This window comes from Saccharothrix longispora (genome assembly GCF_031455225.1).
Lineage (GTDB): Bacteria > Actinomycetota > Actinomycetes > Mycobacteriales > Pseudonocardiaceae > Actinosynnema > Actinosynnema longispora.
In genome coordinates, this window is sequence record NZ_JAVDSG010000001.1 from 4,409,392 (window position 1) to 4,428,248 (window position 18,857).

The following is an 18,857-nucleotide window of genomic DNA, read 5'->3' on the forward strand; positions in this document are numbered from 1 at the left end:
CCCGATGCGCAGACCACGGTCGTTCGCCCTCGCGCTGACCGCCGCGCTGCTGGCCGCGGTCCCGACCGCCGACCTCGCCACGACCGCCGCCGCGCAGGAGGACCCGCTGGCCCGGGACCTCGGCGCGATCCTCGCCGACCCGGGGTTCAGGGGCGCGGACGTGGGGTTGGTCGTCCGCCGGGCCGACACCGGCGAGCCGGTGTTCGGCAGCGGCGGCGCGCGGCGCGGGCAGCCCGCGTCCAACGGGAAGCTGCTCAGCTCCGCCGCGGTGCTCGACGTGCTCGGCCCGGACCACCGGTTCAGCACGACCGTGTCGGCGAGCGGCGCCCTGCGCGGCGGGGTGCTGGCGGGCGACCTGCACCTGCGCGGCACCGGCGACCCGACCGTGCTCGCCGCCGACTACGACGCGCTGGCCGCGAAGGTGGCGGGCAGCGGGGTCAGGCTGGTGCTCGGCCGGCTCGTCGGCGACGACACCTGGTTCGATTCCGTGCGCCTGGGCACGGGGTGGGCCTGGGACGATGAGCCGTACTACTACAACGCCCAGATCTCGGCGCTGACCGTCTCCCCCGACACGGACTACGACGCCGGGACGGTCGTCGTGCGGATCGCGCCCGGCGCGGCCGGCGCGCCGGCGACCGTGACCACCGAACCCCCGACGGACTACGTCACGATCGACAGCACCGCCGTGACCGGTCCGGCCGGGTCGGCGTCGAGCGTGTCCGTCGAGCGGCGGCGCGGCACCAACGTGATCAGCGTGCGCGGCAGCGTGCCGGCGGGCGGCGCCGCCGAGAGCGAGTGGAGCACCGTCGAGGAACCCACGGGCCTGGTCACGTCCCTGTTCCGCGACGCGCTGTCCCGGCACGGGGTGCGGGTGCTCGGCGGCACGTCGACCGGCGCGACCCCGGCGGGCGCCCGGCCGCTCGGCGAGCACCTGTCGATGCCGCTGTCGCGGCTGCTGGTGCCGTTCATGAAGCTGAGCAACAACATGCACGCCGAGATCCTGGTGAAGTCCGCCGGGCGGGCCGCGTTCGGCGAGGGCAGCTGGGACGCGGGGCTGCGCGCGGTCTCGGCGAAGCTGGGCGGGCTCGGGGTCGACGCGGCGGCGCTGTCGCTGCGGGACGGCTCGGGGTTGTCGCGGATGAACCAGGTGTCACCGGACCAGGTGGCCTCGCTGCTGCTCGCGGCGCGGGGCAGGCCGTGGTTCCCGGTCTGGTACGACTCGCTGCCGGTGGCCGGGGCGAGCGACCGGATGGTCGGCGGCACGCTGCGCAACCGGATGCGCGGCACGCCGGCCGAGGGCAACGCGCACGCCAAGACGGGCAGCCTGACCGGGGTCAGCGCGCTGTCCGGCTACGTGACCACGGCGGCGGGCACCCCGCTGGTGTTCTCGATGATCAGCAACAACACCCTCACGTCGGCGAGGCGGCTGGAGGACGCCGTCGTGGTGCGGCTGGCGGGCGACCGCGACGGTCAGGCCCCGCCACCCACCACCGCGACCGCGCGGACCGAGGGGCCGGTCGACGTGGAGTGCAGCTGGGTCAAGGCCTGCTGACCCCCGTCGAGGTCCGCTGAACCGCTGCGGCCCGCCGACCGCCGGCGGGGCCGCCGGGCCTCAGTTGTCGCCGTCCTGCTCGTCGCCGTCCTGCTCGCCGTCCTGCTCGTCACCCTGGTCGCCGTCGTTCTGCTCGACGCCCGGGTTGCCGTCGCCGTCCTCGCCGCCCCCGTTCTCGCACCCGGCCCCGAGGGACAGGAACAGGGCGGCGGCGGCGATCAGCGCGGCGAAGGGCTTCTTCACGGTCATGCCCGTCCGGTACCCGCCCGGCCACCGGACAAAACGGACCGCCCGTTGTCCGGATCACCGCGCGTGCTCCGGACAACACGACGCGTTGTCAGGTCGTTGTCCGGAGCTGCGCGGGGTGTGGACCGAAGTCCTCCGCCGGGGCCGGTCACCGGGTTACCGTCCGCTGGTGCAGATCCCGTGGAGAGCCGCCCCCCGCGCTGCGCTGTCGAGCCCGCTGACCCTGCTGGTCAGCGTGGTCACGGCGCTGCTGCTCGGTTTCGTCGTCGCCGCCGCCGTCCTGCACCCGGCCGCGTCCGGCAGCGCCGCGATCGCCCACCAGGAGGAGCACCTGTGCCGGGACGCGCTGCACCCGTCGCTGGAGACGAAGCTCCCGCACGAACTGGTCGCGCCGTTCGCCGAGCACGTCGGCACGACCGTCCAGGGGCAGCCGCACCTGCTCGCCGCCTACACCACGGAGCAGCGCGCGGACTTCGGCGGGCCGCAGACCTACGCGAAGTTCGGCTACCGGCCGGGCGCGACCGAGCACCTCGCGGTGCTGGAGGGCGGTGCGAAGGACGGGCTGTGGGTGCCCAGGAGCGTCGCCGACACCATCGGCGTCCGGGTCGGCGGGCGCGGCATGGGCGGTCGGCTGCCCCCGGTGACCGCGATCTACGAAGACCTCCGCGACCCGCTGCCGGACTGGTGGTGCTCGGAGCGGCACCACGTCGTGCCCAACGCGCTCGACCGCGACGAGCTGGCCTCGGCCGTGGTGTGGATGCCCACGTTCGAGTCGTTCACCGCGCTCCCCCGGGAACTGACCACGGCGACCGACGTGACGGTGCGCTTCCCCGCCGACGTGCCGGAGACGGTGGCCGAGGCCGAGGCCCTGCTGACCACCGGCGCGGAACGCCTGCGGCCGTTCGCCGACGTGGAGCAGGTGCGGACCGTGTCGCCGCTCGTGCTGCCGGTGGAGAACGCCCGGCAGACCGCGGTGAACGTGCGCTCGGCGATCCTCCCGCTCACCCTGATCAGCCTGCTCATCGGACTGGCGGGCGTCGCCACGGTGACCGCGCAGTGGGCGCAGCGCCGGCACGGCGAGCTGCGGCTGCTGTGGGTGCGCGGCGCCGGGCCGTTCGCGCTCGGCGGACGCGCCGCGCTGGAGCTGGGGCTACCGCTGGTGGTCGGCGGCGCGGCCGGGCTGGGCGTGGCGCACCTGCTGCTGCCCCTCTACTCCCCCTCGGACGCGCTGCCGCCGGGCACCGGCACGACGGCGGCGTTGGCCGTGCTCGTCGCGGTGGCGTTGAGCCTGGTGGTCGCGTTCGGCACGGCGGCGCTGCGGGCGCACCGGGCGTTCCAGGTTTCCCTGCGCGGCAACCGGCTGCGCCGGGTGCTGACCGCGCTGCCCTGGGAGCCGGCCACCGCGGGCCTCGCGGTGTTCGCCTGGACCCGGGTGAGCGACAGCGGCCTGGCGACCACCGAGAAGATCGGCGGGCTGCCCCGCATCGACGCGACCGCGCTGGCGTTCCCGCTGCTCGTCGTGCTGACCGCGGCCCTGCTCGCGGCCCGGGTGGCGCGCTGGGGACTGGCCGCCTCGCACCGGGCCCGGTTCTGGTCGCGGCCCGCCGCGCAGCTGGCCGTGCGCAGGCTGGCCGCCGCGGCCGGCCCGGTCACCGGGGTGCTGCTGGTCGGCGTGCTGGCCATCGGCACCATCGCGGTGGGCACCGCCATCTCCGGCTCGCAGCGGACCGCCCTGGACACCAAGTCCGGCATGTACGCGGGCGCGAACAGCACCGCGCAGGTCAAGTCGGACCTGACCGAGCTGCCGGCGGCGCTGCGCGGCAACTCCACCATCGTCGGGTTCGTCAAGCTGAACGACCGCAGCGCGCTGGTGGTGGACCCCGCGACGTTCCGCGACGGCGCGCACCCGGTGGACGTCGACCCGGAGCTGCTGTCCGCACCGCTGCGGGTGGGCGACGCGCCGCGCCGCGAGGTGGCGCTGCCGGGGCTGCCGCCGCTCGACCCGTCGGCGTGGGTGCCGTCGTTCCCCAAGCTGGGCACGTCGGGCTGGGTCGTGCCGGTGGACGCCGTCGCCGACCGCGGCGACATCGGCTCCTGGCACGTGTGGTCGTCCAAACCGCTGGGCGAGCTGACGGCGGCGCTGGCCGAGGCGGGGGTGAAGCCCCGCAACCTCGGCGAGAAGGCCAAGGCCGTGCAGGGCCTGCCGTTCCTGACGATCCAGTGGACGTTCGGGTTCGTCACGGCGCTCGGCGCGGTGCTCGCCGTGGTCGCGGCCATCGCGCTGCTGCTGGCGGTCGAGGTGCGGCGGCGGCAGAACGCGCTCTCCGGCGCGTTCAGCACCCGGATGGGGCTGCGGCCGGCCGAGCTGCTGGGCAGCCACCTGCTCGAACTGGGCGCGGTGGCCGCGGTGGCGCTGGCGGCCGGGTTGACGGCGAGCGCGGTGAGCAGCGGGTTCACCGTGCCGAGGCTGGACCCCGCGCCCCGGCTCACGCCGGTGCCGGAGGTCCCGGACGTGCTACCGGTGCTCGTGACGACCGTCGCGGGCAGCGTGCTGGTGGTGGCGGTGGCGGCGTGGGTCGCGGTGCGCTCGGTGCGCTCGGCGAAAGTGGGGGAGCTGATCCGTGGCTGAACGCGATGGGGCCGAACGCGATGGGACCGGGAGTGGCGGGACCGGGCAGGTCGTGCTGCGGTTGACCGGGGTGGGCGTGGAGTACCGCACGCCCGGCGGCTCGGTGGCGGCGGTGTCGGACGTGTCGCTGGAGGTACCCGCGACGGGCATCACGGTGCTGGCCGGGCCGTCCGGGTCGGGCAAGTCGACGCTGCTGCGCGTGCTGAGCCTGGTGGAGCGGCCCACGTCCGGCGGCGTGGAGCTGCGCGGCCGGGGCACCGCCCGGCTGTCGAACCGGGCGCGGCGGGCGCTGCGGCGGCGCGAGGTGGCGCTGGTGTTCCAGCACCCGGGCGACAACCTGGTCGGCCACCTCGACGTGGGCGACAACCTGCGCGCGGCGGCCCAGGCGTCCGGGCACGACGTGGACGTCGACGGGCTGCTGGAGCAACTGGGTCTGCCCGGCACCGCGCGCTGGAAGGTGCCCGCCCTGTCCGGCGGGCAGCAGCAGCGACTGGCGTTCGGGTGCGCGCTGGCGCGGCGGGCGGGCGTGGTGCTGGCCGACGAGCCGACCTCGCAGCTGGACGCCGCGTCCGCGGACCTGGTGCTGGAGACGCTGACCGACCTGGCGCGCCGCGGGGTGCCGGTCGTGGTGGCCTCGCACGACCCGCGGCTGATCGCGCTCGCCGATGTGCGCTACGAGCTGCGGAACGGGGTGCTGGCGGCATGACGGCGTTGCGCGCGACGGGGGTGGAGCGGACGTTCCGGCACCAGGGCGGGCCGGTGCACGTGCTGCGCGGCGTGGACCTGGAGGTGGCAGCCGGCGAGCTGGTGACGCTGTCCGGGCCGTCCGGGTCGGGCAAGAGCGCGCTGCTGGCCGTGCTCGGCGGGTTCGACCGGGCCGACGCGGGGACCGTGGAGCTGGCGGGCGAGGTGCTGACGGGGACGCCGTCGTGGGAGGTGTGCGCGGTGCTGCCGCAGGCGCTGGGCCTGGCGACCGAGCTGACGCTGGCCGAGAACGTCGCCCTGCCGATCAGGCTGGGACGCACCGGCGGGTCGCTCGACCGGGTGACCGAGCTGCTGGAGGAGCTGGGCGTCGGCGCGCTGGCCGACCGCTACCCCGGTGAGGTGTCGTTCGGGCAGCAGCAGCGGGCCGCGCTGGCCCGCGCGGTGATCGGCTCGCCCGCGGTGCTGCTGGCCGACGAGCCCACCGCGCACCTGGACGGGGTCAGCGCGCCGGTCGCGGTGGGCGTGCTGCGCCGGGCCGCCGACGCGGGTGCCGCCGTGCTCGTCGCCACGCACCACGACGAGGTGCACCGGGCCGCGGACCGCACGATCGTCCTCGCCGGTGGCCGTGTGTCCGGTTGACCGTAGGATGGGTGCCGATGTCGCGCCGAGCCGTTGCCGTTGTCCTGGTGTTCCCGCTGCTCGCCCTGCTGCTGGTGGTCAGCGACTCCCCGTACCCGTCGCGGCCCGGGCCGCCGCGCGACGCCCCGCGCGCGCTCGTGGCGATGGGCGACAGCACCATGTCCGGCGAGGGCGCGGGCAACTACGAGCCGGGCACGAACGGCGAGAACGACAACTGGTGCCACCGCTCGCGGGACGCGTCGGTGTGGAAGACGCGCGTCGCGGGCGTCGGCATGGCGTTCAACCTGGCGTGCTCGGGCGCGAACTCGGAACAGGTCGGCATCACCGACCAGGTCCGCAACACCGAGGGCTCGCAGGCCCGGCAGCTGGCCGAGATCGCCCGGCGGTTCCGCGTGTCGGTGGTCGTGGTGGCGGTGGGCGCGAACGACGACCCGCGGTTCGCCGACGTGCTGGGCACGTGCCTGCGGGCGTGGATCGAGCGCCGCGCCGACTGCTCGAAGAGCATGGCCGACGAGTGGCGGGCCCGCGTCGACCGCATGGTGCCCAAGGTGGAGCGGGCGCTGCGCGACGTCCGCCGGGTCCTGCAGGACGTGGGCTACACGCCCCGCTCCTACACGCTGGTGCTCCAGTCCTACGCCGCCCCGGTCAGCCCGGACCTGCCGCTCGACCTCCAGAACCTGGCCGGCTGCCCGTTGCGCACCGGCGACCTGAGCTGGGTGGGCGAGCGGGCGGTGCCCGAGCTGTCCGCGGGCCTGCGCGAGGCGGCCTCGGCCGCGGGCGCGCGCTTCCTGGACCTGGCGGACGCGGGTCGCGGGCGGGAGGCGTGCGCGGGCGGGAAGAAGCCCGAGGAGGAGTGGTTCACCCGCCTGACGGTGGACTTCGACGGCCTGCGCGAGGAGGCCCGGGCCCGCCACGCGCTCCAGGAGTCGTTCCACCCGAACGCCCGGGGCCACGAGCAGTTCGCCCGCTGCATGACGGACTTCCTGGCCACGACCGCCCGTTCGGCGGCCTGCCGGGCCGACGACGAGGGCAACCTGCGCGCCGTCGCCGACCGCGACTAGGACGACCCGCCGACCGGTCGGGCCGGATGGGTGATCGCGGGGTGAACGGGAGGACGCCGGGACCGCGCCACCACCAGGATCGTGCGCATGGGGAGAGCACCGCTGGCGCCGCTGCGCGAAAAACCGTTCCGGATCTACTTCGCCGGTCGGCTGGTCTCGACGCTGGGCGGCACGGTCGCGCCGATCGCGTTGGCGTTCGCGGTGCTGGACCTGTCCGGCTCGGCCACCGACCTCGGGCTCGTGCTGGCCGCCGGCGTCGTGCCGCAACTGCTGTTCCTGCTGGTCGGCGGCGTGGTGGCGGACCGCCTGCCGCGCGGCCGGGTGCTGGTGCTCGGCAACGCGGTGTCCGGGCTCGTCCAGGCCGGGACGGCGACGGCCCTGCTGACCGGGCACGCGCCGCTGTGGCTGCTGGTCGCGCTGCACGCGGTGCTCGGCACGGCGGGCGCGTTCCTGCACCCGGCCGCGCAGGGCATCGTGCCCCAACTGGTGGGCGTGGCGCAGCTGCACCAGGCGAACGCGCTGCTGCGCGTCTCGTCGAACGCCCTGCGCGTGCTCGGTCCGGCGGTCGGCGGTGTCGCGGTCGCCCTGGTCGGCCCGGCGTGGGCCATCGCGTGGGACGCCGCCACCTACCTCGCCGCCGCGGTCGTGCTCGGCCGGCTGCGCGTGCCGCTGCCGCCGAAGCGGTTGGCGAACTTCCTCGCCGACCTGCGCGAGGGGTGGTCGGAGTTCTGGTCGCGCACCTGGCTGTGGGCGATCGTGCTCCAGTTCTCGGTCGTCAACGCCGTGTGGGTGGGCGGGTTCAGCCTGCTCGGGCCGGTCGTCGCCGACCGGGAGCTGGGTGGCGCGGCGAGCTGGGGCGTGATCGGCGCGGGGCTCGCGGTGGGGCTGGTTGCGGGCGGTGTGCTCGTGGTGTGGTGGCGGCCCCGCCGCCCGCTGCTGGTCGGGACGCTGGGCGTGCTGCTCGACGTCGTGCCGCTGCTGGCGCTGGCGTGGTCGGACTCGGTCGTGCTGCTCGCCGCGGCGGCGGCGGTCGCGGGGGTGGGGGTCGAGGTGTTCTCGGTCTGCTGGAGCACCGCGTTGCAGGAGCGGGTGCCGGGTGACCGGCTCAGCCGCGTGTCGTCCTACGACATGCTGTTCAGCTTCGTGTTCATGCCGCTCGGCTACCTGCTGGCGGGCCCGGTCGCCGAACGGGTGGGCACCGCGCCGACGCTGGTGGCGTGCTCGGCGGTGGTGGTGGTCGCCACGCTGGCGGTGCTGCTGTCCCGGGACGTGCGCACGATGCGGGGCGTCACCGAGGTGGCACCGGAGGCCGCCGTCACCTGAGGGCTACCCGTCGCACAGCCGCGCGATCTCGCGGGCGTCCCAGAAGGGCGTGGCGGCGGCCAGGTAGGCCGCGACCCGGTCGGTCGACCAGCCGTGGGTCTCGCGCAGGCCGTCGGCCAGCACGGCCAGGTAGGCCGCCGACGGCGCGGTGTGCTCCACCTCCTGCGCGCCCCACGGCGCGGTGAACGTGAGCGCCGGGTGGCCGTCGTGCTCACCGAGGTGCACGAGCGTCTCGTAGCGCCCCTCCCCCAGCACGTGCCGCCGCGCGGACAGCACCCCGCCCAGGTCGAGGTCGACGCCCGGGTCGCGGTACATCTCCTGCGCCGCGACGTCCGAGAACTGGCCCGTGGTGATCAGGTACGCGCGCACCGCGGCCGTGCCGGGCAGGTCGGGGTCGTAGAACGCCCGGCCGCCCAGCCACACCGGGGACCGCGTGGCGAAGTAGATCCCGCCCGGCACCTCCAGCCCGCGCGACCGCGCGGCCGGGCTCGCGTCGCGGCACCCCGGGTAGTCGCGCGCGGCCCCGGCCGGTCTCCCGCCGCGCAGGTAGCGGGCGAACCGGTCGGCGTGCATGTTCGAGCCGTAGCCGACGTACCAGACCAGGCGCGGCGACATCCGCCGATCATGCCCGGCCGGGGGCGGCGGTGTCGGCCTGCGAGCCGTCCTGGCCGTCGGGGTGGAGGCACAGCCGGCAGGGGCGGGCCGTCGCGTGCTCGGCTTCCAGCTCGGCGCGGGTGCCGACGACCTTGACGTAGCTGCCCACCCAGGTGGCGCCGCGCGCGGGCGTGCCGTTGATGGTGTGGCAACTGGCCCGGTGCAGCACCAGGTTGGCCGGGTTCAGGCTCCGCTCCGCGTTGATGACGTACTGGTCCTGGTTGTCCGCCAACCAGTGCTCGTAGGCGCCGCTGTCCACCACGTACGTGTGCATCGCGCCATCATCCGCCGGTCGGGCCCGGGTCGTGTTCCACCATCCGGTGCCACTCCTCCGACGCGGGCGTGCGGGGCGCGCTGCCGGGTACACGACACGCGTCCCCTCAGTCGTCCACCCCGGAGGAACCATGACGGAGCAGCCGAGCCACGCCGACCGGGTCCGCCGGGTCGCCGACCTGGCCGAGGACGTCCGGGTGGGCATGTTGACCACCCGTGACGGGGACGGTCGCCTGGTGGCGAGGCCGATGGCGCAGCAGGAGGTCGAGTTCGACGGCGACCTGTGGTTCTTCGCCGAGCGCGACTCGCGCAAGGTCGCCCACCTGCGGGCCGACCCGGCGGTGGGCGTCACGCTGACCTCGTCCGACAGCTGGGTGTCGATCCACGGCACCGCCGAGGTGGTGGAGGACCGGGCGAAGGCGCGCGAGCTGTGGAACCCGTGGGTCGAGGCGTGGCTGCCGCAGGGGCCCGAGGACCCGTCGGTGGTGCTGATCAAGGTCACCGCGCGCGGCGCCGAGTACTGGGACACGCCGGGCGGGCGGATCGCGTCGGTGCTCAGCTTCGTGAAGGCCAAGGTGACCGGCGAGCGCTACGACGGCGGCGAGCACGGCACCGCAGACATGTGAGGCCCGGGTGGCCGCCGACGGGATCGGCCGAGCGCGGCGGTCCGGCTGCCGACCCAGTGGGGCGTGACGGGGTCGGTGGTGGTGCGACCAGGCTGCGTGCCGGTCGCACCACCACCTACAGGTCGGCCAACGCGGTGATCGGCGACTCCACGCAGTCGGCCACGAACCTCAGGAAACCGCCCGCCGTGCCGCCGTCGCACACCCGGTGGTCGAAGGCGAGGGTCAACTGGGTCACCTTGCGCACCGCCAGTTCGCCGTTCACCGCCCACGGCCGGTCGATGATGCGGCCGATGCCGAGGATCGCCGCCTCCGGGTGGTTGATGATCGCGGCCGAGCCGTCCACGCCGAACACGCCGTAGTTGTTGACCGTGAAGGTGCCCCCGGTCATCGCCGCCGGGCCCAGCCTGCCCTCGCGGGCCGCCGTCGCGTGCCCGGTGATCGCGGTGGCCAGCTCCGCCGTGGTGAGGGTGTGGGCGCCGTGCACGACCGGCACGACGAGGCCCCGGTCGGTCTGGGCGGCGAAGCCCAGGTTCACCTCGTCCAGCACGACGACCTCGTCGCCCTCCACGCGCGAGTTCAGCTCGGGGAACTTCTTCAGGCCCAGGACCGTGAAGCGGGACAGCAGCGCGAGCAGCGAGACGGACGGCAGCGCGGCGCGGGCGGCCAGGAAGTCGGTCGCGTCCACGTCCACCCACACGGTGGCCTCGGGGATCTCCCGCCGCGAGGTCGTCAGCTTCCGCGCCACGGCCCCGCGCAGGCCCTTCAGCGGGATTCGGCGGCCGGTGGAACCGGCGGCGCCGGACGTGCCGGAGGACGAGGCGCGGGCGGCCAGGGCCCGTTCCACGTCGGCCCGCCGGATGACGCCGTTCGGGCCGGTGGCCTCGATCCGGTGCAGCGGCAGGCCGTTCTCGCGCGCCAACTGCCGCACGATCGGCGAGATCACCGCGGGAGCGGTCGGGGCGGCAGGGGTCGTCGGGGCGGCAGGGGCGGCCACCGCCGGTCCGGGCGCTTCCCCGGGAGCGGTGCGCGCCGCCGGGATGGTCGCCGTGCGGGGCGTGCGACGGCGTCGGCGCGGCGAGTCGGACGTGCCGTAGCCGATCAGCACGTTGCCCGAGTACTCCGACGACTCGGGCTCCTCGGACGGGACCGGCTCCTCCGACTGGGCGGGCGAGGACGTCGACAGCGCGCCCACGGACAGCAGCACGGACCCGACGGCCAGCTTCTCCCCCGGCTCGCCGAACCGGGCGCTGACCACGCCCTCGAACGGGCACGGCACCTCGACGACGGCCTTCGCGGTCTCGACCTCCACCACGGGCTGGTCCACCGTCACGTGGTCGCCCACGGACACCAGCCAGGTGACGATCTCGCCCTCGGTCAGCCCCTCGCCCAGGTCGGGCAGGCGGAAGTCAGGCACGGGCGCTCCCCACGACCTCGTCGTCCCACTGCAACCGGGCGATCGCGTCCAGGACGCGGTCGACCGACGGCAGGTGGTGCTCCTCCAGCTTCGGCGGCGGATAGGGGGTGTCGAACCCGGTCACCCGCAGCACGGGCGCGTGCAGGTGGTGGAAGCAGCGCTCGGTGACCCGCGCGACGACCTCCGCTCCGTACCCGCCGAACCCGGACGCCTCGTGCACCACCACGGCCCGGCCGGTCCGCCGCACCGACGCGCACACCGTCTCGTCGTCGAACGGCGCCAGCGACCTCAGGTCGACGACCTCGACGTCCCAGCCCTCCTCGGCGGCGGCCTCGGCGGTCTCCAGCGCGGTGGCGACCATCGGCCCGTAGGCGATCAGCGTGACGTCGCGGCCCGCCCGCCGCACGAGCGCCCGGTCGAACCCCGGCCCGGGGGAGGCGGACCCGGACGACGTCACCTCGCCCTTGGCCCAGTAGCGCCGCTTGGGCTCCAGGAAGATCACCGGGTCGGGGCAGTCGATCGCGTCGCGCAGCAGCCGATAGGCGTCGTCGGGTGTGCCGGGGGTGACGACCCGCAGGCCGGGTGTGTGCGTGTAGTACGCCTCGGACGAGTCGCAGTGGTGCTCGACCCCGCCGATGCCGCCACCGTAGGGCACGCGGATCACGACGGGCAGCCCCACCCGGCCCCTGGTGCGGTTGCGCATCTTCGCCAGGTGGCTGGTGATCTGCTCGAACGCCGGGTAGGCGAACGCGTCGAACTGCATCTCCACCACGGGCCGCAGCCCGTTCATGGCCATGCCGATGGCGGTGCCGACGATGCCGGACTCGGCCAGCGGGGTGTCGAACACGCGCGCGTCGCCGAACCGCGCGGCCAGCCCGTCGGTCACCCGGAACACGCCGCCGAGCGCGCCGACGTCCTCGCCGAACACCAGCACGCCGGGGTCGGCCTCCAGGGCGTCGGCGAGCGCCTTGTTCAACGCGCCGGCCATCGAGAGCGTGCTCACGCCAGTTCCTCCCGCAGCGCGGCGGCCTGCTCGCGCAGGTGCGCGGGCGTGGTCGCGTAGACGTGCTCGAACAGCTCCGCCGGGTCGGGTTCGACGTCGGCGTTCATCACCGCGCGGGTGTGCGCGGCGAACTCCTCGGCCTCGGCGGCGACGGCCTCGCGGCGCGCGGTGTCGAGCAGGCCCCGCGAGGTCAGGTACGCCTCGATCCGGTCGACCGGGTCGCGGGCGAGCCACGCGGCGACCTCGGCGGAGTCGCGGTAGCGGGACGCGTCGTCGGCGTTGGTGTGCGCCTCGATCCGGTAGGTGAGGGCCTCGATCAGCACGGGACCACCGGACGCGACGGCGTCGCGCACCACGGCGTGCACGGCGGCCACGTCGTTGCCGTCGACCAGCACGGACGGCACGCCGTACCCGATGCCCTTGTGCGCCAGCGACGGGGCCGCGTTCTGCTTGGACATCGGCACGCTGATCGCGTAGCCGTTGTTCTGCACCAGGAACACCACGGGCGCGCGCCACACGCCGGCGAAGTTCAGCGCCTCGTGCGTGTCGCCCTCGCTGGTGGCGCCGTCGCCGAGCATCACCAGCGCGGCGGTGTCCTCGCCCTTCACCCGGGCGGCGTGCGCGAAGCCCACGGCGTGCAGCGTGTTGGTGGCCAGCGGCGTGCACTGGGGGCCCACGCGGTGCTCGTACGGGTCGTAGCCGAGGTGCCAGCCGCCCTGGAGCAGGGTGAGCGTGCCCAGCGGGCTGACGCCCCGGGTGACCAGCGCGACCGAGTCGCGGTAGGTGGGGAACAGCCAGTCCTGCTCGCGCAGGGCCAGCACGGCGCCGACCTCGCACGCCTCCTGCCCGCGCGACGACGGGTACACGGCCAGTCGGCCCTGCCTGGTCAGCGCGGTGGCCTGGGTGTCGAAGCGGCGGCCGATCACCATCCGCCGGTGCAGTTCCACGAGCACGTCGTCGTCGGGCATCGCCAGCGGCGAGTCCTCGACCGGCGAGCCGTCCTCGCGCAGCAGCGACAGCGGTTCCTCGCTGGGCAGCAACGTCAGCTCGGGCGCGCGGGTGCGGGCCATGGGCTCCTCCGGTGTCTCGTGTGGCGAGATGGAGGGCATGGTCCGCGTCACACCGACCAATGATCCAGGTCCGGGCGGTTTTCCTGGACGAACGGTCGCGGAGCCGGGTTATGGTCGACCGCATGACGGCCAGGGCTGGACATTCGGCACCGCTCGACGCGCTCGATCGGCGCATCGTGGAGGTGCTGCGCGCGGACGGGCGGATCTCGATGCGCGCGCTGGCCGAGAAGCTGCACATCTCGCGGGCCAGCGCGTACTCGCGGGTGGAGCGGCTGCACCGCGACGGCGTCGTGACCGGGTACGCGGCGGTGGTCGACCCGGAGCGCTACGGCTTCGGCATCTCGGCCTACGTCTACCTCAAGATCAGCCAGCACTCGTGGAAGGCCGTGCGGCAGCGGGTGATGGAGATCCCCGAGGTGTGGCACGGCGCGCTGGTGTCGGGCGACTACGACCTGGTGCTGCTGGTACGCGCCCCGGACGCGCACAGCCTGCGCGACCTGGTGCTGTCGCGCCTCCAGACGATGCCGGACGTGACGTCGAGCCACACCGTGCTGGTGCTGGACGAGCTGCCCGCCGGGGGCGACGGTCACCAGCCGAAGTTCTGGGTCCAGTAGATGCCGTAGGAACCGCCGCGCGCCATGCCCGCACCGAGGGTCTTGAGCTTGCAGTTGAGGATGTTCGCGCGGTGGCCCGGCGACTCCATCCACCCCTTGACGACGGCCTCGGCGGTGCGCTGGCCGGCGGCGATGTTCTCCGCGCCGGGGCTCGGGTGGCCGGCGGCCTTGACCCGGTCGACGAACGAGCGGCCGTCGAGCGAGGTGTGCGAGAAGTAGTTCCGGGCGGCCATGTCGGCGCTGTGCGCGCGGGCGGCCCTGCCCAGCCGTTCGTCGGCGGCCAGGGCGGGGCAGCCGTTGGCGGCGCGCTCGGCGTTGGTCAGCTCGACGACCTTCGCCTCGGCCGCGTCGACCTCGCTCGCGGCGGGCGCGGGCACGGGGGCCTGCGGCTGGGGCTGCGGCTGGGGCTTGGGGGCCTGCGGCTCGGGCCGCGGCTCGGGCTGCGGGGACCGCTCGGGTGCCGGCTGCCCGGCCGTGGTGGTGGCGGCGGTCTCGGTGGTGGTCTCGGCGGTGGTCGTCGCGGGCGCCTCCGACGACGCGGAGGACGTCGGCGCGGAGGGCGGGGCGAAGCCGTCGGTCGGCGTGGCGGTGACGCGCGCGCCGGTGGTGGCGCTCGCCGCAACCAGTGCCAGCCCGTCCGGGTGCTCGCACCCGGTCAGGCCCAACCCGACGACGACGGCGAGCAGGGGCAGCACACGGCTCTTGCGCGACACGAGAGACCTCGATCTGCATTCGACGGCATTTCGGGCGCGACGACCGCATGAACGCTTTTCGCAGGGTAGCGCCCTGCGGTCGTCGCACCGAACGGGGAATCGAGTGGAACCAGGCAGGTTGGGAGCGCTGCGGTCGACCTCAATTCCAAAATAACCCTATCGAGTTCTCAGGAATTGTCAACGAATGATTTTTTAAGGAACATTTAAACCTCGCACAAGGTGCGCACAAGCCGGGGTGGCGCACACTGCGGTGTCCGGCGCACCGGCCGGGGCGTCGCGGACCGGCCCCGGGCGGTGGGGGCGGTGCGGGGACCACGCGCCCCTTGCGGGCCCGATCAGCCCTCGTCGACCCGTCCCAGGCGCAGTTGGACGCGGGTGCCGCCGAGCGGGCCCCGGTCCACGACCAGGGAGCCCCCGGTGGACTCGGCGGCCCGGCGGGCGATGTCCAGGCCCAGGCCGGTGGAGCCCGCGCCGCTGCTGCCGCGCCGCAGGGCCGACTCCAGGTCCTCGATGCCGGGTCCGGCGTCCTCGATGACGATCACCACGCGGTCGGTCCGGTGGAACAGGGCGACGACGAACCCGGTGCCCTCGGGGGTGTGCCGGAAGACGTTGCCCAGCACGGCGTCCATGGCCGCGGCGAGGTCGCTGCGGGTGAGCGGGACCAGGGCGCTGCGCTCGGTGCCGCGCAGGTTCCACAGCCGCTGCTGGTCGTCGGCCAGCGCCGACCAGAACACCAGGCGGTCGTGCACGACCTGCGCGGCGTCGCAGTGGCTCCCGCCGGGGTCGTCCAGTTCGCGCCGGGCGGCCCGGATGAGTTCGTTGACCTCGCGTTCGAGGGCGTGCACGGCCTGGCGCACGCGGTTGGCGTTGCTGTCCGCGCCGAGGGTCTCGGAGTCCAGCCGCAGCGCGGTGAGGGGCGTGCGCAGCCGGTGCGACAGGTCGGCGAGGACCTCGCGCTCGCCCGCGACGAGTTGGCCGATGCGGTCGGCCATGCGGTTGAACGCGGCGCCCGCGTCGTGCAGCTCGGGCGGCCCGCTGGGCGTGACGCGGGTGGCGAGGTCGCCCTGCCCCATGGATCGGGCGCCCTCGGCGAGCGCCTTGGCCGCCTTGACGACCCGCGCGCCGAGGCGGTCGGCCACCAGCACGGACGCCAGCACGAGGCACACGGCCACGCCGCTGAGCGCGAGCAGCGCCTGGTCGACGCCGCGGGACAGTTCGGCCCGGGGCACGAACGCCTCGACGACGGCGACGCGGTCGTCGTCCAGCAGCACCGGTTGCAGGTGCACGAGCCCCGACGGGATGGCCTCCGTGGACGCCCGGCCCTGCCCGCGCGCGGAGGTGAGCTGCTCGTCGCCGGCCACCGGCACGCCGACCACCTCGCCGGACGGCAGGTGCACCGCGACCCGGCCGCCGGTGCCGGTGCTGGCCAGCGCCTGCCCCACCGCCACCGGGTCGACCGTGATCACCAGCACGGGGGTGAGCGCGCCGGCCTGCCGCTCGGCCTCAGCCATCGCCCGGTCCTCGGCCAGCTGCCGCACGACCAGGGCCAGCGGGATGAGGAAGGCCAGCGCCACCATCGACGTGACCGCCAACGAGACCAGCGCGAGGGACTTCCTCATCCGGCCGCCGCCGTGAGCTTGAACCCGACGCCGCGCACCGTGTGCAGGTAGCGCGGCTGCGCGGCGCGCTCCCCGAGCTTGCGGCGCAACCACGACAGGTGCACGTCGAGCGTCTGGTCGTCGTGCCGGCCGGGGAGGTTCCACAGGTTCGCGAGCAGCTCGGCGCGCGGCACCACCTTGCCCTCGCGGGCGGCGAGGTAGGCGAGCAGGTCGAACTCCTTGCGGGTCAGGTTCAGCTCGCGCCCGCCCAGTCGCGCCTCGCGCCGGTCGAGGTCGACGCTGAGGTCGCCGATGCGCAGCGGTTCGGGCGCGGCGTCCTTGCGGGTGCGGCGCAGCACGGCGGCCAGCCGCGCGGCGAGGTGCTCGCTGGAGAACGGCTTGACGAGGTAGTCGTCCGCGCCCGCGTTGAGCAGCCGCACGATCTCGCCCTCGTCGTCGCGCGCGGTGGCCACGATGACCGGCACGTCGCACACGCCGCGCATCATCCTCAGCACGTCCGCGCCGTCCATGTCGGGCAGGCCGAGGTCGAGGACGACGAGGTCGAACGACGAGCCGGTGATCTCGCGCAACGCCTCCAGGGCCGTGCCCACCGGGAGCACCGCGTGCCCGAGCCCGGTGAGGGCGCGGCTCACCGCCGACCGCACGACCGGGTCGTCCTCGACGAGCAGCACCGAGACCATGGCGCGCACGGTATAACGCGCCGGGTTCGGCCGACCGACCGCAACCAGGCGCCCAGGACGGCGAAGTCGGTGTCGGTGTCGGTGTCGGTGAAGTCGACCACCGGCAGGGCGGCCGGGTCGCGCGCTGCCATCCGTCGTTCCACGACCGCGGGCAGTCCATTCGTGCCGAAACGACGTTCGCAAACGGTCGAACAACTAGACTGCGGTGGTGCGCCACACCGACTTCAACCCCGACGTCGACCGGTTGTGCCTGACCGACGTCCTCGCGGCGCTCAGCGATCCCCTCCGCGTGGGCCTCGTGCGCCTGCTGGCCGACGGCGAGGAGCGCAACTTCGGCGAGTTCGCCGTCCCCGTCGCCAAGTCCACGCTCAGCCACCACCTCAAGGTGCTCAACACCGCCGGCCTCACCTGGCGGCGCGAGGAAGGCACCCGCTGCTACGTGCGGCTGCGCCGCGACGACGTCGACGCCCGCTTCCCGCACCTGCTCGATACCGTCCTCGCCGCCGCCGACCGGGACGACGTCGGGCACCACGTCACCGGTGGCGCGCGGTCGATCGCCGACGGGGGCTGACCGTGCGCCGGGGCCTCCAGTACCTCGCCGCGTGGTCGGCCTCGACCGCCGTCGCGGTGGCGCTGTCCTGGCTCGGCATCCGCTTCGTGCTCGACGCCGGCGTGCCCGAGCGGCCGCGCGTCGTCGCGGGCCCCGTCCAGCAGTCGACGCAGCTCACCATCACGACGACCGCCGCCGCCACGACGACCACGACCGTCACGACCACCGAGGCCGCGCCCGTCTCCACCGCCCGGCCCACCACCACGACCACCGCGCAGACGACCACCACCACGGCGCAGCAACCACAACTGCCCTCCGAGGAGGGCACGTGGACCGAGCAGGACGGCCACCCCGTGTACCTGCGCAGCTTCCCGCTCCAGGGCGGCGTCGCGGCCGTCCGCTTCTCCGCGCGCGACATCGACCCCCTCTCCGCCACCCCGCGCCAGGGCTTCTCCGCCACCGTCGAGCAGCCCGCCGACGCCGTGGTCGTCGAGTTCGCCGGCAACGGCCACCGCTCCCGCCTGGAGGCCACCTGGGTCGGCGGACCCCAGTGGCGCATCATCGAATCCGGCTGACCGCCCCAACCCCCGCGACGCCCACATTCGTCAGGGCGGACCGGGCCGCGCCGCCGCGCCGCCGCCGCGGTCCACCCCTTCACCCGTTCGCGGACCGCACACCACCCGGTGGTTCGATGGCAGCCATGACGCACGCGGACGAACCGCACCACGACTCGCTCGCCGGCCGCCTCAACTGGCTGCGCGCCGGCGTGCTCGGCGCCAACGACGGGATCGTGTCCACCGCGGGTCTGGTGGTGGGCGTCGCCGGCGCCGGCGCCGACCGCACCGCCCTCCTCGCCGCGGGCGTCGCGGGCCTGGTCGCCGGTTCGCTGTCGATGGCGGGCGGCGAGTACGTGTCCGTCAGCACCCAGCGCGACACCGAGCGCGCCGCGCTGCGCCTGGAGGCGCGCGAGCTGCGCGAGATGCCCGAGGCGGAGGAGCGCGAGCTCGCCGACATCTACCGGGACAAGGGGCTGTCCGAGGAGCTGGCCGCGAAGGTCGCCCACGAGCTGACCGAGCGGGACGCCCTGCGCGCGCACGCCGAGGCCGAGCTCCGGATCGACCCCGACGAGCTGACCAACCCGTGGCACGCGGCGTGGGCCTCGTTCGCGGCGTTCGCGGTGGGCGCCCTGCTCCCGCTGGTAGCGGTCGTGCTGCCGCCCACGGCCTGGCGCGTGTGGACGTGCGCCGCCGCCGTGCTGGTCGGCCTCGCGCTGACGGGTGTGCTCAGCGCCCGGCTGGGCGCGAGCCGAGTGGGTCCGGCGGTGCGCCGCAACGTCATCGTGGGGTCACTGACGATGATCGTCACCTATTACGTGGGTGTCCTGTTCGGAGTAACGGTCGGCTGACGTCGTCACGCTGCGCAACCACACGGTCGGGTCGTCCACAAAGTCTCCACACCATGGTGTGGAGTACGCAAAGTGCGGGTA

At 74.7% G+C, this 18,857-nt stretch carries 20 protein-coding genes; 11 read left to right on the forward strand and 9 right to left on the reverse strand.

Annotated features, from left to right (window positions below; all coding sequences use genetic code 11):
* The first annotated feature begins 4 nt into the window (after positions 1–4).
* Entirely contained in the window at positions 5–1,552 is a 1,548-nt protein-coding gene (gene dacB, locus J2S66_RS17675) for a D-alanyl-D-alanine carboxypeptidase/D-alanyl-D-alanine endopeptidase (RefSeq protein WP_310308223.1), read from the forward strand.
* A 60-nt stretch (positions 1,553–1,612) separates the two neighbouring features.
* Here dacB and J2S66_RS17680 read toward each other — a convergent pair whose 3' ends face one another.
* Positions 1,613–1,801: a hypothetical protein gene (locus J2S66_RS17680; protein ID WP_310308224.1), complete on the reverse strand. Its 189-nt coding sequence runs from the start codon at positions 1,799–1,801 to the stop codon at positions 1,613–1,615.
* 166 nt (positions 1,802–1,967) lie between these two features.
* Here J2S66_RS17680 and J2S66_RS17685 point away from each other — a divergent pair, with 166 nt between their 5' ends.
* The 5 genes from J2S66_RS17685 (at position 1,968) to J2S66_RS17705 (ending at position 8,155) form a co-directional block, all read left to right on the forward strand.
* Positions 1,968–4,427: an ABC transporter permease gene (locus tag J2S66_RS17685; protein WP_310308225.1), complete on the forward strand. Its 2,460-nt coding sequence runs from the start codon at positions 1,968–1,970 to the stop codon at positions 4,425–4,427.
* Positions 4,420–5,133, forward strand: a complete 714-nt coding sequence (locus J2S66_RS17690; protein ID WP_374726092.1) for an ABC transporter ATP-binding protein — start codon at positions 4,420–4,422, stop codon at positions 5,131–5,133. Before J2S66_RS17685 ends, J2S66_RS17690 begins: the two co-directional genes overlap by 8 nt.
* Positions 5,130–5,771: an ABC transporter ATP-binding protein gene (locus tag J2S66_RS17695; RefSeq protein ID WP_310308227.1), complete on the forward strand. Its 642-nt coding sequence runs from the start codon at positions 5,130–5,132 to the stop codon at positions 5,769–5,771. Before J2S66_RS17690 ends, J2S66_RS17695 begins: the two co-directional genes overlap by 4 nt.
* Before the next feature lie 17 nt (positions 5,772–5,788).
* Positions 5,789–6,832, forward strand: coding sequence for a GDSL-type esterase/lipase family protein (locus tag J2S66_RS17700; RefSeq protein ID WP_310308228.1), 1,044 nt, complete (start codon positions 5,789–5,791; stop codon positions 6,830–6,832).
* Positions 6,833–6,919: 87 nt separating this feature from the next.
* On the forward strand, positions 6,920–8,155 hold the full coding sequence (locus J2S66_RS17705; protein WP_310308229.1) for an MFS transporter: 1,236 nt from the start codon (positions 6,920–6,922) through the stop codon (positions 8,153–8,155).
* A 3-nt stretch (positions 8,156–8,158) separates the two neighbouring features.
* Here the strand turns inward: J2S66_RS17705 and J2S66_RS17710 are convergent, their stop codons facing one another.
* A complete protein-coding gene (locus J2S66_RS17710; RefSeq protein ID WP_310308231.1) occupies positions 8,159–8,770 on the reverse strand; it encodes a histone deacetylase in 612 nt (203 codons plus the stop codon).
* Between the two features lie 7 nt (positions 8,771–8,777).
* On the reverse strand, positions 8,778–9,083 hold the full coding sequence (locus J2S66_RS17715; protein WP_310308233.1) for a hypothetical protein: 306 nt from the start codon (positions 9,081–9,083) through the stop codon (positions 8,778–8,780).
* Positions 9,084–9,213: 130 nt separating this feature from the next.
* Here J2S66_RS17715 and J2S66_RS17720 point away from each other — a divergent pair, with 130 nt between their 5' ends.
* Complete coding sequence (locus tag J2S66_RS17720; protein WP_310308234.1) at positions 9,214–9,708, forward strand: pyridoxamine 5'-phosphate oxidase family protein; 495 nt, start codon at positions 9,214–9,216, stop codon at positions 9,706–9,708.
* 115 nt (positions 9,709–9,823) lie between these two features.
* Here J2S66_RS17720 and J2S66_RS17725 read toward each other — a convergent pair whose 3' ends face one another.
* From J2S66_RS17725 to J2S66_RS17735, 3 genes are read right to left on the reverse strand one after another with little or no spacing between them, the layout of a single operon-like run.
* Complete coding sequence (locus J2S66_RS17725) at positions 9,824–11,122, reverse strand: dihydrolipoamide acetyltransferase family protein (protein WP_310308235.1); 1,299 nt, start codon at positions 11,120–11,122, stop codon at positions 9,824–9,826.
* A complete protein-coding gene (locus tag J2S66_RS17730) occupies positions 11,115–12,110 on the reverse strand; it encodes an alpha-ketoacid dehydrogenase subunit beta (RefSeq protein ID WP_306746822.1) in 996 nt (331 codons plus the stop codon). The genes J2S66_RS17725 and J2S66_RS17730 overlap by 8 nt, the downstream gene beginning before the upstream one ends.
* An 11-nt stretch (positions 12,111–12,121) precedes the next feature.
* Entirely contained in the window at positions 12,122–13,195 is a 1,074-nt protein-coding gene (locus J2S66_RS17735) for a thiamine pyrophosphate-dependent dehydrogenase E1 component subunit alpha (protein ID WP_310308236.1), read from the reverse strand.
* Positions 13,196–13,317: 122 nt separating this feature from the next.
* On the opposite strand from J2S66_RS17735, the gene J2S66_RS17740 reads away from it, so the two are divergent.
* Entirely contained in the window at positions 13,318–13,809 is a 492-nt protein-coding gene (locus tag J2S66_RS17740) for an Lrp/AsnC family transcriptional regulator (RefSeq protein WP_306746649.1), read from the forward strand.
* Here the strand turns inward: J2S66_RS17740 and J2S66_RS17745 are convergent.
* From J2S66_RS17745 to J2S66_RS17755, 3 genes are all read right to left on the reverse strand, one after another.
* Positions 13,782–14,522 carry a CAP domain-containing protein gene (locus tag J2S66_RS17745; protein WP_310308237.1) on the reverse strand — a complete coding sequence of 247 codons (741 nt, stop codon included), beginning with the start codon at positions 14,520–14,522 and terminating at the stop codon, positions 13,782–13,784. The two genes, J2S66_RS17740 and J2S66_RS17745, sit on opposite strands and share 28 nt — an antisense overlap.
* A 335-nt stretch (positions 14,523–14,857) precedes the next feature.
* Complete coding sequence (locus J2S66_RS17750) at positions 14,858–16,141, reverse strand: sensor histidine kinase (RefSeq protein WP_310308238.1); 1,284 nt, start codon at positions 16,139–16,141, stop codon at positions 14,858–14,860.
* Positions 16,138–16,821 (reverse strand): response regulator transcription factor, encoded by a 684-nt coding sequence (locus tag J2S66_RS17755; protein ID WP_310308239.1) that lies wholly within the window; start codon positions 16,819–16,821, stop codon positions 16,138–16,140. Before J2S66_RS17755 ends, J2S66_RS17750 begins: the two co-directional genes overlap by 4 nt.
* A gap of 208 nt (positions 16,822–17,029) precedes the next feature.
* Between J2S66_RS17755 and J2S66_RS17760 the strand changes: the two genes are divergently transcribed.
* The 3 genes from J2S66_RS17760 to J2S66_RS17770 all read left to right on the forward strand — a co-directional run bounded on the left by J2S66_RS17760 (position 17,030) and on the right by J2S66_RS17770 (position 18,776).
* The gene (locus tag J2S66_RS17760) at positions 17,030–17,392 is read left to right on the forward strand and encodes an ArsR/SmtB family transcription factor (protein ID WP_310308240.1); all 363 of its coding nucleotides are present in this window, start codon (positions 17,030–17,032) and stop codon (positions 17,390–17,392) included.
* 2 nt (positions 17,393–17,394) lie between these two features.
* A complete protein-coding gene (locus J2S66_RS17765; protein WP_310308241.1) occupies positions 17,395–17,946 on the forward strand; it encodes a hypothetical protein in 552 nt (183 codons plus the stop codon).
* A 116-nt stretch (positions 17,947–18,062) separates the two neighbouring features.
* Positions 18,063–18,776: a VIT1/CCC1 transporter family protein gene (locus J2S66_RS17770; RefSeq protein ID WP_310308242.1), complete on the forward strand. Its 714-nt coding sequence runs from the start codon at positions 18,063–18,065 to the stop codon at positions 18,774–18,776.
* The last annotated feature ends 81 nt before the right edge of the window (positions 18,777–18,857 follow it).